Genomic DNA, 14,566 nt, shown 5'->3' with positions numbered 1-14,566 from the left:
GGGGATTAGTATGAATTTAAAAAAAGTTTTTATTGACGGAATGATAAAAAACAATCCCATATTTATACAATTAATAGGATTGTGTTCAGTACTTGCCATTACTAATACACTGGAAAACGCCTTGGCAATGGGAGTGGCAGTTACCTTTGTATTAATTATGAGTAATGGAGTTGTCTCACTGCTTAGAAATGTAATACCAAATAAAATAAGAATTCCCTGCTTTATAGTTGTTATTGCAACTTTTGTTACATTAGTTGAAATGATTCTTCATGCTTATTCACCAGCAATATACAGCTCACTGGGAATATTTTTGCCCTTAATAGTAGTAAATTGCTGTATTTTGGGAGAAGCTGAGGGGTTTGCATATAAAAACAAGTTTATTCCTTCAATAGTTGATGGATTGGGAACAGGTTGTGGATATATGTTAGCAGTAGCTTTAATGGGAATTATTAGAGAATTTTTTGGATATGGAACTCTTTTAAATATTCAAATTCTTCCAGAACTATATCCTGGAATAGGACTTATGGGTGCGCCTGCAGGGGCATTTATTCTTCTTGGATTTTTAATTGCAGGATTTAAAAAATTACTTGCTGATAGGGGTGAATAGTTATGATGAGTAATATTATAACGATATTGGTATCTACAATTTTAGTAAACAATTATGTATTTGCTCAATTTTTGGGAATTTGTCCGTTTTTAGGAGTTTCGTCTAAAACAGAAACAGCTGTGGGGATGGGAGTAGCAGTAACATTTGTAGTAGTTATTGCATCAGCAATTACATGGTGTTTACAAGTATTTATACTAGATAAATTTGGACTTGAGTATTTACAAACTATTGTATTTATTTTAGTTATAGCATCACTTGTACAATTTGTAGAGATGGTTATTAAAAAGACTTCTCCTGCACTTTATACAGCAATGGGAGTTTATCTTCCATTAATTACAACTAACTGTGTTGTATTGGGAGTAACAGTACTTAATGTTCAAAATGGTTACAATTTAATTGAAACTATTTTCAGTGGACTTGGAGCTTCAATTGGATTTACATTAGCACTTGTGTTAATTAGTACACTTAGAGAAAGACTAGCACTGGGAAATGTCCCTAAAGCACTAGAAGGTGTTCCGATAGCTTTAATTAGCGCTGGCTTAATGGCTTTAGCATTTTCTGGATTTTCTGGATTAGTATAGGGGGTAAATATGAATATAGATGCGATTATACTTCCAGTTGGAATATTAGCTGTAATTGGAGCTATCTTTGGGGTTGTACTTTCAATAGCTTCCAGAGTTTTTGCTGTTGAAACAGATGAAAAGGTAGAGGCTATTCGTAATGCACTTCCTGGCGCGAACTGTGGAGCTTGTGGATTTCCGGGATGTGACGGATTAGCTCAAGCGATTGCCGACGGAAAAGCTACAGTTAGTGGATGTTCCATTGGAGGAAAAGAAGTTGCTGATGACATAGCTGAAATTATGGGAGTAAATGCAGGAGATATTGAAAAAGAAGTTGCCTGTGTCCTATGTCAAGGAAGCTGTGGAAAAGCTAAAGAAAAATATAATTACAACGGATTTGTAGATTGTAGATTGATTTCTGATTTTCAAAAGGGATCTAAATCTTGTAACTATGGCTGTGTTGGTGGCGGTACATGTGTATCTGTTTGTGAATTTGACGCAATACATATTGTCGATGGAATTGCAGTTGTAGATAAAGAAAAGTGTGTGGCATGTAAAAAATGTGTGGATATTTGTCCTAAACACTTAATAGAAATGGTGCCATATAAGAGTAAGACTGTAGTGAAGTGTTTTTCTAATGATATTGGAAAAGTTGTTAGAGCTAATTGTTCAGTGGGATGTATTTCATGTAATATATGTGAAAAAAGTTGTCCTAAAGATGCAATACACGTTGAGAACAATATTGCGAAGATAGACTATGACAAATGTATTAACTGTGGAATATGCGTTGCAAAGTGTCCAACAGGAGCAATTTTCTCTGAATATCCTGAAAGAGTAGAAAAGATTAAAGAAAAACAAAAATTAGATGCAGAAAAGAAAAAACAAGAGTTATTAAAACAAAAAGCAGAAAAAGACTTAGAAGCTACGAAAAATAATTAATTAAAGGCACTGATTTTCAGTGCCTTTTTACTTGCTTTGACAGTTGATTAGTTGTTATAATTTATTAGAGGTTTATATGAAAAAAGGCGATTATGTTGTAGTTATATTAATTTTTCTAATTTCAGTTACAATTTTTTATATTTCAAAGACAAACTTAAGTACTTCAAGTGACAGTAACTTAATTGTAAATGTAAATGGAGAAATAGTTGAAAGACAAAAATTAAATAGTGAAGTTTCAGAAAAAGAGTTTGTAGTTGAAAGTGAATTTGGCAAAAATATAATTGTAGTAGAAGATGATTCTGTATATATTAAAGACTCAGACTGTAAAGATAAAACTTGCATTAAAATGGGGAAAATTAGTAAAGTCGGTCAATCACTAGTGTGTCTGCCAAATAGACTTATTGTAACAATTGAGGGAAATAGTGATGTGGATGTGGTTTTACAATGAAAACTAAAAAAATGATATATTTATCTTTGCTGGTGGCAATGGGAATTGTAGTAAGTCTTTTTGAAAATATTATTCCTATACCACTACCTATTCCTGGTGCAAAATTAGGACTGTCTAATATAGTAGTCCTTGTTACAATAATAGTATTTGGATATAAAGAGGGATTAATAGTAGCAGTACTAAAGTCAGTAGTGTTAATTTTAGTGACTGGCTCTCTATCTTCTTTTATATTTTCATTTGTAGGGGCTATGCTAAGTTCCATATCTATGATTTTGGCAGATAAATATTTAAGTAAACAGCTATCTTTAATTGGAATTAGTTTAATTGGAGCATTTTTTCACAACTTTGGACAAGTACTAGTAGCTTCGTTTATTTTAAATAATATAATGATATTTAGTTATTTGCCTTTTTTATTAATTTTGGGATTATTTACAGGATATTTTGTGGGTATTGCAAGTGAAATGATTGTAAGTAATTTAAAAAAGACAATAAAGGAGGGTTTAAAATGATTGTTCTTGCATCAAATTCACCAAGGAGAAAAGAAATTTTAAAGAAATTTATAGATTTTTCTGTAGTAACTTATGATATTGAGGAAAACAATGAATACTATAGTAGTCCTGAACAACTTACTATGGCTCTTTCCTTTGAAAAGGGAATAAAAGTTGCAATAGATAATCCGAAGGACATTGTAATTTCTGCAGATACTATTGTAACTATTGATTCTAAAGTAATGGGAAAACCAATAGATATATCTGATGCAAAAAATATGTTAGAAGAACTTTCAGGTAAAGTTCATGAAGTAATTACAGGGTATAGTATTTTCAATATAAATAAAAAAATTAAATATACAGATCATGTTAAATCTAATGTAAAGTTTAAAGAACTGTCAAATAAGGATATAAAGTATTATTTAGACACAGATGAATATATTGGAAAAGCAGGCGCTTATGCTATACAAGGTTATGGGAGTTTGCTAGTTGAATATATAGAGGGAGATTTTAATAATATAGTTGGATTGCCAATTTCAAAAATCTCTGATAAGTTATATGATTTTTTTGGAATTTCTTTAATGAAAGAGGTAGTAAAAGGTGGAAAAAAGGGAATGCACTTATAAAATAAAAGATTTGCCCTTAGAGGATAGGCCGCAAGAAAAATTGTTGAAATATGGAGCTGACAATCTTTCTAATGCAGAATTACTTGCTCTTATTATTAGAACGGGAACTAAGACTAAAACTTCAGTGGAACTCTCGCAAGAGATAATAAATTCTCTAAAAAGAGAAGGTGTTGAAAGTGAAGTTGGAATTTCTGCTCTGTCAAATACTACAATTAAAGACTTATTAGAAATTAAGGGAATAGGTATTAGTAAAGCGTCTATGATTATGGCAGCAGTTACTTTATCGAAGAGAATAAATAAAGAGAGTATACATAGTAAGAAAAAAATCAAATCGCCAAATGAGGTAGTTAAATACGTCATGAGCGAAATGAGGTTTTTAAAAAATGAAACATTTAAGATAGTAATTTTAAATACAAAAAAAGAAATTGAAAGTATAAGAGACATATCTTCAGGAATAATAAATGCAACTATAGTCCATCCAAGAGAAGTATTTTTTACAGCAGTAAATGAGTCAGCACACACTATAATTTTACTTCACAATCATCCATCAGGTGATCCTAAACCATCTAAGGAAGATATTGAGCTTACAGATAGAATGATAAAAGCAGGAGAAATAATGCAAATACCAGTAATAGATCACATAGTAATAGGGGATAATGTGTATTACAGCTTTTTAGAAAATGGTTTAATTTGAGGTTAAAATGGGAAAATTTTACATAGATGATGATTTAAAAGTAGCTATATATTATAGCGATGAAATAAAAAAAATAATAGATTATGAAGATTCAAAAATTTCTAGTATTTATAGAGGAAGAGTAAAAAAAGTATCTAAGACTATGAACTGTGCCTTTGTTGATATTGGCTTAGAAAAGGATGGGTACTTAGATTTAAGTAACACATGGAAAGATATAAATGAGACAGATGAAATATTAGTGCAAATAAAAAAAGTACCTGAAAGGGAAAAGTCTGAAAAACTTACAATGGAACTGTCATTTTCAGGTAAATATATAGTGTATTTCCCTGAAAGAAAATTTATTAAGTTTTCAAAATTACTTGGGAAAAAAGAAAAAGATGAACTTTTAAAATTTGCCAAGGAGAAAAATATAAAAGGTGTTTTATTTAGAAGTAATGCCAAGGCAAAATACACTCAAAACATAGTAGATGAGTATTTTAGCTTAAAAAAAATAGCCGATAAAATACTACTGAAAAAAAACCTGAGACCAACACCAAAAGAATTGTATTTTGATAACTCTCTTAAGAGTTTTATAAGGGATAATTATAAAAAGGACGACATTATAATTTCTAACAATAAAGATTTGTTTAGTGGTGAAGAGGATTATGAAGTAGAGTATGATAGTGGATTTAAAATTATATACAATATAGAATTATTAGAGGAGTACAAGAGCTTATTTAATAAAAAAATAGAGCTTTTAGGCGGAGCTAACATAGTTATAGAAAAAACTGAATCTCTCTATGCAATAGATGTCAATTCTTCAAATTATGACGTTGGTAATACAGTTGAAGAAAACATCTATAAAGTAAATGAACTTGCAGCAAGAGAAATAGTTAGACAAATAAAACTTAGAAATTTATCGGGAATTATTATTATAGATTTTATAAATATGAATGATTTAAAAAATAGAGAAAAGCTTTTGAAATTGCTTAAAAAATCTCTGTCAAAAGATGATTCAAGATCTGAAGTGTATGGATTTACGAGGTTAGGATTAGTTGAAATAGGTAGAAAAAATTTGGGAAGTGAATTAAAGAATAAACTTGGGAAGTGATAATTTGACTATATTTGCTCTGGGAGACTCTATAGTAAAGGGGTTTGGGGTAGGTGAAGAAAAATCCTTTGTAAATGTAAATGAAAAGGGAATTCACACTGTTAACTTTGGAATGAATGGTGCAACTAGTGACTATGGAGTAAGTAAACTAAAAGATATATATGGAGATATTCTTGTTTTATATTTTGGAATTAATGACTTTTTGTCAAACTACAGTGTTGACTATGTCGTAAAAAATTTAATGACTATTTTTGAATACGTAGATAAAGAAAAGTTGGATATTATTTTATGTTCTCCTCATAGAATTGCTATTGATTCAATAGAAAACTGGACTAGTTATACTTCTTTTATCTCAACTAATAACAAATTAAAAGAATACAATCAGAAATTGAAAGATATCTCAAATATAAAAAATATAAATTTTTAGACTTTTACAGTGTTTTAGGTAGTATGGATAATTATGATAACTTGTTTTTTGATGGAATTCACCCTACAAAAAGTACACACAATATTATGAGAAAAGAATTATTAAGGATTTTATAGGTGAGTGTGTTGGAGAAAATAAAAGAAATTTTAAATGTAAATATTCTCTCTAAAAGAGAAAAATTATTACTTTTAATATTGTTGATTTTAATTTTTGAACTACTATTATATTTTTTAGTTTTTTCTGAAAAGATTGAGAAAATAAAATCTGTTGAAGCTAAATCAAGTGAGGCTAGAAGCGAAATTGACCTTCAACAAAAACAAATTGAACAATATAAAACTTTGGCAAAAGAAAATACTAAACTTCAAAATATAAATTTAACAAACAATAGATTAACTACACTGGAAGATTTAAATAAAATCAAAGGTGATTTTCCGTACATAACCAGCGTTGAAGAAATAAATAAAAATATAGATCACTTTGAATTTAACTTGCCATTAGAAGAAAAAAATAAGTTGAAAGTTTTAACTGATAATTTTATTATAGATAAATTATACATAAATAGAGAATCCGAAGAAAATTACCATGGAAGAGCAGAAATTTATAAAAATCAATCTGAGTCAAAACTTCCTATTATTTCCAGCTCAGATAGTGAAGTGAATTCTAAAATTAATTTAAATAAAGAGTATTTTAAAAACAGAAATGATTTAAAAAAGCAAAGTGAAGAAAATAAAATAGGTTTTAAGGGAGAAAACGCAGAAAATAAAAAAATAAAAGAAGCGATGAAGGTAGAGAACTTACCTAAAGAAGAAACTAAGAAAATAGAAGATACAGAAAAAATTATAAAAAATAAAGAATTAAAAGAAGTTAAAAATTTAAAAACAGAAGTACAAAAAGAAGAACTATTATCAGAGTTAAATCTGGACTATAAAAGTTTGTTTGTAGTATACAGTAGTGAAAATGCAGCAAGTATATTTTATCCTGAATTGGAAAACAGAGCGTTTATTCAATATAGTTTAAATAGAGAAACAAATGACAATGAAATACTGGTATTTTTTGACGAGTTAAGGGATTTTGAAATTATAGAGTTTGATTTATTTATACCACAGAATTTCTCCGGAGAATTTGGTCTCTATTGCAATGATAAAATACCCTATACTGAAGAACTAGAAAAAGATGTGATAAATACTATTAGGTTTGAAAATGTAAAAAATTTAAGGGGAATCTACTATGAAGTAAAGAATAATGAGCAGGAAGATGGGGTTTTTGCATTAGGAAATTTTAAGGTTAAACTATGAAAAGAGGATTTACTTTAATAGAATTAGTAGCTGTAATTTCAATTTTATTAATTTTAACTACAATAGGTTTAAATAAAAGTTCAATAGTTGAAAACTACAGGGCCAAGCAAGATATAAATATGATTTATAAAGATATTAGAAGTGCAAGAAACTTAGCAATGTCCAATAAAAAAATGGCTACAGTTTCTTTTAATAAAGACAATTCCTACACAATATCTTGTGGAGATTACATGGAAAGAAAAAGATATTCACAAAAAATTAAATTAATGAGCAAAAATATAGAAAATATTGGATTTACTAAAAGGGGAGCAGCCACGCAAAATGGTTCCGGTACTTTTATATTTTTATTATTAAACAGAGAATATAAAATAACAGTTGAACCTGTTACAGGGAAAGTGAATTTAAAAAAATGAAAAGAGGATTTACTTTAATAGAAACTTTAGTAAGTGTTGCAATATTAAGTATTATTGCCTCGATGCTACTGCCTTCACTTATTAACACACTATCAAATCAAAAGAAAGTAGAATCTAGAAATGAAATGTTTTTAGAGGCGAGAAATCAAATGGAGCAAGTGATAGGAACAGCTTATAGAGGCAAGCTAGATTTAAGTAGTGTTGTTTCTGAAAAATATGAAATGGAAATAGAAAGTAGAGAACTTAACGAAGAGTTGGTGGAGATTACTTTAAAAATAAAGGAGAAAAATAGCAAGGAAAATGAAGCTGTATTTAAACAAATTTTACCGAAAAAGAGGATTTACATTAATTGAATTAATTATTACTTTGGCAATATCTTTAATAGTTTTTTCGGTTCTAGGGTCTATTTTAAATATTACTTTAAAAACATTAAATGCTTCAAATAGTACTGACTCAATGTTTAACGATACATATTTTAGTTTAAACTACATTGCTGATGAAATTTATAGTGCTGATTATATAATCCCAAATAAAAACAAGGGAAGTTTGGGATTTGCAATATTAAATACTATGAATAACAGAGATGAAAAATATAGGTATATTTACTATTCACTAGATGGGATGGCCTTAGAGAGAAAGGCAATAAATCTTAAATACAGACTAAAAAACGAAGAAGTTTTAAGTGGAAAATTTGGAACAAATATTTTATTAAATAATGTTAAGAGTTTAGAGTGTTTAGTTAGTGATGAGTCTATAGATTTAGAAATGAATTTACTTGAAAATGGATTGGAAAAGTGCATTAGAAAAATAATTGCAATAAGGACTTTTGAGTAATTTTCTATGATTACTAATTAAAACAAATAAAGTGAGCTGATATATTGAAAAAAAGAGGATATATTTATATTGTGTGTATTTTTATTATTTCAATAATATTGTTAACATTAAACTATATGTTTTCAAATGTTGAAAGTTCATCAAATATATTAAAAAACGAAAGCAATTTGCTTCAAGCAGAATTAAGTGCAGAATCAATAATAAACATTGTATTATCAGATGAAGAAGAGTTAAAAAAGAGTTGTAAAGAAATTTATAATGGATCAAAAAATAAATTAGTAGAAAATATAAATACATATGTTTTAGATGATATTGAGGACTTACAAGTTAATCTATCACTAGATAATACCTATGAAGAAAATGGATTTTTATTAGAATCTAAGTTGCAATATAGAGGAATTGATGCTAGTTGTTACAGCAAGGGCACTATTGTAAACCCTGTATACACTTTGGGAGTAGATGTTTTAAATAAAAATACTTTAGAAAGCAAAGAAATAGAAAAGCTCATAGAAGAATATAGCAATATAAACATTGACTCATTTGAAAAAATAAATGTAGTAGATTTAGACAGTGGTACTTATTATTTAAAAAAAGAAGAATTAAATTTTATAGTTTATAGTGAAATTATAGAGTATGATGAAAATGGTGAAAGTTTTACAGTTGAAAATATTCTATACAAATATCCAATTTCAAAAGGAGTGTTTTTAAATCAAAAAGAGGGCATTCTTGTAGTTGAAGATAACTTGAATTTATACGGCGTTTTTAACTTAAGTGAAGTTTACCTTTCTGAAGATTTAAATATTAAAGGTCTTTTGGCGTTAAATGGAAGTGTAAACAATATAGAAAATACTAAGAACATTGTTGTAGAGGGAATTTTAGTAAATTTATTGGGACTAAGTGAAAACAATGTAGTGTCAAATTATAATTTCAAATATTTAAAAAACTATTCAAACTATATTCCGGGTTTCTTTGATATAATAGTTAGAGCTATTGAAAAGAGTAAAGTTGAAATATAACATTTTTCTTGATAGCTAACCGCTATATTGATATAATTGAAACATAGATAAATTAGGAGGTAAATTATGATTTCAGCAGGTGATTTTAGAAAGGGCTTAACATTTGAAATGGACGGAGAAGTCTATGAAGTAATTGATTTTCAACATGTTAAACCTGGGAAAGGAGCTGCTTTTGTAAGGGCAAAGATTAAATCTGTGCTAACAGGTGGAACAAAGGATACAACTTTTAATCCATCTGAAAAATTTGAAAAAGTAGTAATCGAAACAAAGGAAATGCAATATCTATATGGAGATGGTGAGCTTTATTATTTTATGGATAATGAAAATTATGAGCAAATCCCATTAGAAAAATCAATGGTGGAAGATGCACTTAGCTTTTTAAGAGAAAATGACACTGCAACTATTAATTTTTATCAAGATAAAGCATTTAAAGTTTCACCTGCAAATTTTGTGGAATTAGAAGTAACACAAACAGAACCTGGAGTAAAGGGAGATACCTCATCTGGAGGAACTAAACCAGCTACTGTAGAAACAGGATTTACTTTAAACGTTCCATTATTTATAAATACAGGTGATGTAATTAGAATTGATACTAGAATTGGCGAGTATATGTCAAGAGCATAAATTTAGGAGGTATAATTATGGAAAATATTATTAATAGAATAGCTTATTTAGAAGGTTTAGCTGAAGGATATGAAATAGACGAAGAGTCAAAAGAAGGTAGACTGATTTTTGAACTAATTGACGTAATTGCTGAAATGGCTGAAGAAGTTAAAATAGCTCAAGATGAAATGGAAGAGTATGTAGATATTATTGAAGAAGACCTTTCAAGCTTAGAAGAATATGTATATGATGACTTAGATGAAGATTATGATTCTTATGATGATTTTGATTTTGATGATGATTTTTATTTTGAAGAAGAGGCAGAAGACGACAACTGTAGTTGTGGAAACTGCTCAGATGAACAAGCTGAATAATTTTATAAAGATAAAGAGCCTCTATTAGAGGCTCTTTATCTTTATAAAATTGAATACTTATGGATAATTTGATATAATATATCCAAATTATGGAGGTGTAATTATGACTGATAATTATTTAATAGATGATGTAAATAATGGAAATGTTAAAATTTCTGAAGAAGTAATAGCTACAATAGCTGTAGTTGCAATAGAAGAAGTTGAAGGTGTAGTAGAAATGCAGTCAACACTTAAAACTAGTGTAACTGATATGTTAGGAGTAAAAAATCTTTTAAAAGGTGTAAAGGCAAGTATTGGAGAAAGAGAAGCCGTAATTGATGTTTTTATTACAGTTGAATATGGTAAAAACATTATAGATATTGGGAAAAACGTTCAGGAAAAAGTGAAAGAAGCTGTGGAAACTATGACAGGACTTGATGTAGTAGAAGTAAATGTCCATGTTGGTGGAGTGGCTATGGAAAACAAAGAAAAGGTAAAGGCATAGTTAATGAGTAGAAAAAAGGCGAGAATTGGCCAGATGCAAATGTTGTATCAAATGGATGTTACAAAGGACTATTCATTAGAAAATTTAGCTGTTTTTTTAGAGAATTTTGAATTTGCAGAGGATGAAATTAATTATATAGAAGAGACAATGCCTCAAATAGTTTCAAATATAAATTCAATAGATGAAACTATTAGCAATCACTTAGAAGGGTGGAGCCTTTCCAGACTTGCAAAAGTTGATAAAGAAATTTTAAGGATTGCTGTTTATGAGATTTTATATAGAAAAGACATACCTGATGAAGTATCTATAAATGAAGCTATTGAAATATCGAAAGAATATGGAGGAGAAGACTCCTTCAAATTTATCAATGGTATATTAGGAAGTATTTATAGAAATATGTACAATAAGTGACGAGAGCTATGGAAATTTTTACTCCTGCTCTCGGTTCTTGTTTCGTGAGGGATTTATGAGCGCAATAAAAGTTAAGGAATTAAATAAATATATTAAAAAATATATTGCAATGGACTATCTATTATCAGATCTTGAAGTAGAAGGAGAGATTTCCAATTTTAAATTACACTCCAATGGAAATATATATTTCACACTAAAGGACGATAGTGCAAAAATCAATTCAATTATGTATTCAAATGACAGTTTAAATTTATCGTTTACACCACAAGATGGAGATAAGGTAATCGTCAAAGGTTCTATATCAACTTATGAAAGAGAGGGAACTATAAATCTATATGCTCGACAAATAAGTTTAAAGGGAATTGGGAATCTTCATGAAGAATTTTTAATTTTAAAAGATAAACTATATAAAGAAGGTTTATTTGATGAAGAGCATAAGTTAAAGGTACCTTATTTTCCAAGAAAAGTTGGTGTTATAACTTCTCCTACAGGAGCAGCTATAAGAGATATAATAAACGTACTAAGGAGAAGAAACAGTTCTGTAGACATTGTTTTATATCCTTCAAATGTTCAGGGAAACTTAGCTGTTTCTCAGTTGATTGCCGCATTGAATTATTTTGAAAAACATCCTGTAGATGTTATAATATTAGGTCGAGGTGGTGGCAGTTTAGAAGAACTATTTGAATTTAACAGTGAAGAACTTGCTAGAAGAATATATAAAATGAATATACCTATAATTTCAGCTGTTGGACATGAAGTGGATTACGTTATAACAGACTTTGTAAGTGATTTAAGGGCTCCTACTCCATCAGCAGCAGCAGAGTTAGTGTCTATGAGTAGAGAAGATTTAAATAATTCATTAAATTTAATTATGAATAGAATTAGAAGAAAAATTGAACATGATTTAGATGACAGTACTTTAAATTTAGTAAATAGTTTTAAGAGTATGAACAAATCTATTTCTCAAAATATAGATGTAGCTAAAATTAAATTAAACTCAAATAAAGACAAGTTAATTTTAAAATCTCCGGCAAACATATTGTATTTTAATAGGCTTAGATTAGATGATAATAAAAAACTGTTAAAAAAATATAATATTGAGAAAAAAATAATAGAATCCTTTAAAAAACTAGATGATTTAAAGTTAGCTTTAGATTTAGCTGTTGAAAGCACAATAAAGAGCAAGAGATATAACTTACTTTTACAAGAGACAAAGCTTAAAAATCCAAGTTTTTCAAATTGTATTTTTTTAAAAAATGAAAAGAATAAGTATGTGCTCAGCATAGGGGATATAAAAGTCAATGAGAACATTGAAATCAATTTTATTGATGGAAAGGCAACAGCTAAAATAAATGAAATTTCCGTATGGGGTGATAAAAATGAGTGATAATTACGAAAGTGCGTATGCAAAACTCGAAGAAATAATTAACGATTTAGAATCTGAAGATATAACTTTAGAAGAATCTATAAAAAAGTATGAAGAAGGTTTGGAGCTTTATAAATACTGTAATAAATTATTAAATGAATATGAGGGAAAGGTAAAAATCTTAACTGAAGAAGATAATAAAATAGTAGAAAAAGATTTTGATACTGGTGAATTAGATGGATAAATATAGCGAGTTAATAGAATCAATAGATAATTATATTTATAAAAATTTTACAGCTGTTGATGAATATCAAAAAAAAGTTTATGAGTCTATGACTTACTCCCTATTTTCAGGTGGAAAGAGAGTTAGACCAATACTGGGGATACTGACTTATAAAGCTCTTTCAGGTTCAGATGACTATGAGGAGATATTACCTTTTGCAGTAGCGGTTGAATTAATTCACACTTACTCATTAATTCACGATGATTTACCTGCAATGGACGACGATGATATTAGAAGGGGAAAGCCTACAAATCATAGAGTTTATTCTGAAGCAATAGCAATTTTGGCGGGAGATGGACTATTAAACATGTCGGCGGAGGTATTGTCAAAGGAAATTGAAACTTACGACGATTTAGCTAAAGTAAAGAAAGCGATTAAGGCTATGAAATATATTTTTACTGCTTCAGGAGTTCATGATTTAATAGGTGGACAGGTTATTGATATAGAATATAATGACGATATGAATTACGATATTTGTGAAATCATGTATAAACTAAAGACAGCGGCTTTAATTAGAGCTTCAGTTGTAAGTGCAGGAATTATTGCAGGGGCAAGTGAAGAAGAGATAGCCAGCTTAGAAGAATTTGCAAATTGTGTGGGAATTGCCTATCAAATAGAAGATGATATTTTAGATGAAGAGTTGGACCAAAAAAAAGAGAAAAATACTATGCTTAAATTTAAGACTAAGGAAGAACTATTAAGCAGAATTGAAGATCTTACAATCAGAGCAAATAATGAGTTAGATTCTTTAGAATACGACACAACAGAACTTAAAGAATTTGCAGAACTCTTAATGAATAGAGGAAAATAAAATGGTGAAAGAACGTGCAGATGTTCTACTGGTCAATAAAGACTTGGCACCTTCAAGAGAAAAGGCAAAGCGATTAATCATGAGTGGTGAAGTTTTTATTGGTACACAGAGAGTTGAAAAACCTGGACAACTAATAAATATAGATGAAGATATTACTATAAAGAGCAATTCCTTAAAATATGTAAGTCGAGGTGGCTTTAAATTAGAAAAGGCTATAAATCTATATAATTTAAATTTAAAAGATTTAACTTGTATGGATATAGGTGCTTCAACCGGAGGATTTACTCAGTGCATGTTGTTTAATGGGGCAAAAAAAGTCTACGCTATAGATGTGGGTTACAATCAACTTGACTATAGTTTGAGAATTGACGATAGAGTTATTTCTATGGAAAAAACAAATATAAGGACATTTGACAGATCTAAAATAGCTGAGCCAATAGATTTTATATCAATTGACGTTAGCTTTATTTCTCTGGAATTGGTTTTACCAAAAGCTGTAGAACTTTTAAGAGAAGATGGAAAAATAGTTGCATTAATTAAGCCGCAATTTGAAGCGGGAAGAGATAAAGTTGGCAAAAAGGGAATAGTAAGAGATAATACAGTCCATAAAGAGGTTATAGAAAAAGTAATTAATATAGCTAGAGATTTGAATTTAAGAATTCTAGGATTGACATACTCTCCAATTAAAGGTGCAACGGGGAATGTGGAATTTTTAATATTGTTTGAAAACTCAAATATGGAAAGTGTTAATTTGGATATAGATTCTGTAATAGGTGAATCCAACGTTATGTAGGTGA

The 14,566-nt window shown here is 29.0% G+C and carries 22 protein-coding genes; all 22 read left to right on the top strand.

The window, feature by feature from the left end:
* The first annotated feature begins 10 nt into the window (after positions 1-10).
* The 22 genes from rsxE (at position 11) to BUB47_RS01130 (ending at position 14,562) form a co-directional block, all read left to right on the top strand.
* Entirely contained in the window at positions 11-607 is a 597-nt protein-coding gene (gene rsxE / locus BUB47_RS01235; protein WP_073182996.1) for an electron transport complex subunit RsxE, read from the top strand.
* A 2-nt stretch (positions 608-609) separates the two neighbouring features.
* A complete protein-coding gene (gene rsxA / locus BUB47_RS01230; RefSeq protein ID WP_073182994.1) occupies positions 610-1,188 on the top strand; it encodes an electron transport complex subunit RsxA in 579 nt (192 codons plus the stop codon).
* 9 nt (positions 1,189-1,197) lie between these two features.
* Positions 1,198-2,106 (top strand): RnfABCDGE type electron transport complex subunit B, encoded by a 909-nt coding sequence (locus tag BUB47_RS01225; RefSeq protein WP_073182993.1) that lies wholly within the window; start codon positions 1,198-1,200, stop codon positions 2,104-2,106.
* 76 nt (positions 2,107-2,182) lie between these two features.
* Positions 2,183-2,554, top strand: a complete 372-nt coding sequence (locus BUB47_RS01220) for a NusG domain II-containing protein (RefSeq protein WP_073182991.1) — start codon at positions 2,183-2,185, stop codon at positions 2,552-2,554.
* A complete protein-coding gene (locus BUB47_RS01215; RefSeq protein ID WP_073182989.1) occupies positions 2,551-3,063 on the top strand; it encodes a Gx transporter family protein in 513 nt (170 codons plus the stop codon). Before BUB47_RS01220 ends, BUB47_RS01215 begins: the two co-directional genes overlap by 4 nt.
* Positions 3,060-3,668: a nucleoside triphosphate pyrophosphatase gene (locus tag BUB47_RS01210; protein ID WP_073182987.1), complete on the top strand. Its 609-nt coding sequence runs from the start codon at positions 3,060-3,062 to the stop codon at positions 3,666-3,668. Before BUB47_RS01215 ends, BUB47_RS01210 begins: the two co-directional genes overlap by 4 nt.
* Positions 3,643-4,362 carry a RadC family protein gene (gene radC, locus BUB47_RS01205; RefSeq protein ID WP_073182985.1) on the top strand — a complete coding sequence of 240 codons (720 nt, stop codon included), beginning with the start codon at positions 3,643-3,645 and terminating at the stop codon, positions 4,360-4,362. Before BUB47_RS01210 ends, radC begins: the two co-directional genes overlap by 26 nt.
* Positions 4,363-4,369: 7 nt before the next feature.
* Positions 4,370-5,452, top strand: coding sequence for a ribonuclease E/G (locus tag BUB47_RS01200; RefSeq protein WP_073182983.1), 1,083 nt, complete (start codon positions 4,370-4,372; stop codon positions 5,450-5,452).
* Between the two features lie 4 nt (positions 5,453-5,456).
* Positions 5,457-5,879: an SGNH/GDSL hydrolase family protein gene (locus BUB47_RS01195; protein ID WP_073182982.1), complete on the top strand. Its 423-nt coding sequence runs from the start codon at positions 5,457-5,459 to the stop codon at positions 5,877-5,879.
* A 125-nt stretch (positions 5,880-6,004) separates the two neighbouring features.
* Positions 6,005-7,174, top strand: coding sequence for a hypothetical protein (locus BUB47_RS01190; RefSeq protein ID WP_073182980.1), 1,170 nt, complete (start codon positions 6,005-6,007; stop codon positions 7,172-7,174).
* Positions 7,171-7,587, top strand: coding sequence for a type II secretion system protein (locus BUB47_RS01185; protein ID WP_073182979.1), 417 nt, complete (start codon positions 7,171-7,173; stop codon positions 7,585-7,587). The genes BUB47_RS01190 and BUB47_RS01185 overlap by 4 nt, the downstream gene beginning before the upstream one ends.
* On the top strand, positions 7,584-7,940 hold the full coding sequence (locus BUB47_RS01180; RefSeq protein ID WP_073182977.1) for a type II secretion system protein: 357 nt from the start codon (positions 7,584-7,586) through the stop codon (positions 7,938-7,940). The genes BUB47_RS01185 and BUB47_RS01180 overlap by 4 nt, the downstream gene beginning before the upstream one ends.
* The gene (locus BUB47_RS01175) at positions 7,888-8,421 is read left to right on the top strand and encodes a PilW family protein (RefSeq protein ID WP_073182976.1); all 534 of its coding nucleotides are present in this window, start codon (positions 7,888-7,890) and stop codon (positions 8,419-8,421) included. The genes BUB47_RS01180 and BUB47_RS01175 overlap by 53 nt, the downstream gene beginning before the upstream one ends.
* A 71-nt stretch (positions 8,422-8,492) precedes the next feature.
* The gene (locus BUB47_RS01170) at positions 8,493-9,437 is read left to right on the top strand and encodes a hypothetical protein (protein WP_143270576.1); all 945 of its coding nucleotides are present in this window, start codon (positions 8,493-8,495) and stop codon (positions 9,435-9,437) included.
* 66 nt (positions 9,438-9,503) lie between these two features.
* Complete coding sequence (gene efp, locus BUB47_RS01165; protein ID WP_073182972.1) at positions 9,504-10,061, top strand: elongation factor P; 558 nt, start codon at positions 9,504-9,506, stop codon at positions 10,059-10,061.
* Between the two features lie 17 nt (positions 10,062-10,078).
* Positions 10,079-10,414: a CD1247 N-terminal domain-containing protein gene (locus BUB47_RS01160; RefSeq protein ID WP_073182970.1), complete on the top strand. Its 336-nt coding sequence runs from the start codon at positions 10,079-10,081 to the stop codon at positions 10,412-10,414.
* Between the two features lie 103 nt (positions 10,415-10,517).
* Positions 10,518-10,898 (top strand): Asp23/Gls24 family envelope stress response protein, encoded by a 381-nt coding sequence (locus tag BUB47_RS01155; protein ID WP_073182969.1) that lies wholly within the window; start codon positions 10,518-10,520, stop codon positions 10,896-10,898.
* Between the two features lie 3 nt (positions 10,899-10,901).
* Positions 10,902-11,309 (top strand): transcription antitermination factor NusB, encoded by a 408-nt coding sequence (gene nusB, locus BUB47_RS01150; RefSeq protein ID WP_073182967.1) that lies wholly within the window; start codon positions 10,902-10,904, stop codon positions 11,307-11,309.
* A 55-nt stretch (positions 11,310-11,364) separates the two neighbouring features.
* Positions 11,365-12,696 carry an exodeoxyribonuclease VII large subunit gene (gene xseA, locus BUB47_RS01145; protein ID WP_073182965.1) on the top strand — a complete coding sequence of 444 codons (1,332 nt, stop codon included), beginning with the start codon at positions 11,365-11,367 and terminating at the stop codon, positions 12,694-12,696.
* Complete coding sequence (gene xseB, locus BUB47_RS01140; RefSeq protein ID WP_073182964.1) at positions 12,689-12,919, top strand: exodeoxyribonuclease VII small subunit; 231 nt, start codon at positions 12,689-12,691, stop codon at positions 12,917-12,919. The genes xseA and xseB overlap by 8 nt, the downstream gene beginning before the upstream one ends.
* Positions 12,912-13,769 carry a polyprenyl synthetase family protein gene (locus BUB47_RS01135; RefSeq protein WP_073182962.1) on the top strand — a complete coding sequence of 286 codons (858 nt, stop codon included), beginning with the start codon at positions 12,912-12,914 and terminating at the stop codon, positions 13,767-13,769. Before xseB ends, BUB47_RS01135 begins: the two co-directional genes overlap by 8 nt.
* A 1-nt stretch (position 13,770) precedes the next feature.
* Positions 13,771-14,562 carry a TlyA family RNA methyltransferase gene (locus BUB47_RS01130; protein WP_073182961.1) on the top strand — a complete coding sequence of 264 codons (792 nt, stop codon included), beginning with the start codon at positions 13,771-13,773 and terminating at the stop codon, positions 14,560-14,562.
* Positions 14,563-14,566: the final 4 nt, after the last annotated feature.

The organism is Anaerosphaera aminiphila DSM 21120, from assembly GCF_900129925.1.
Taxonomy (GTDB): Bacteria; Bacillota; Clostridia; order Tissierellales; family Peptoniphilaceae; genus Anaerosphaera; species Anaerosphaera aminiphila.
This window is presented reverse-complemented; position numbering and strand designations above follow the sequence as displayed.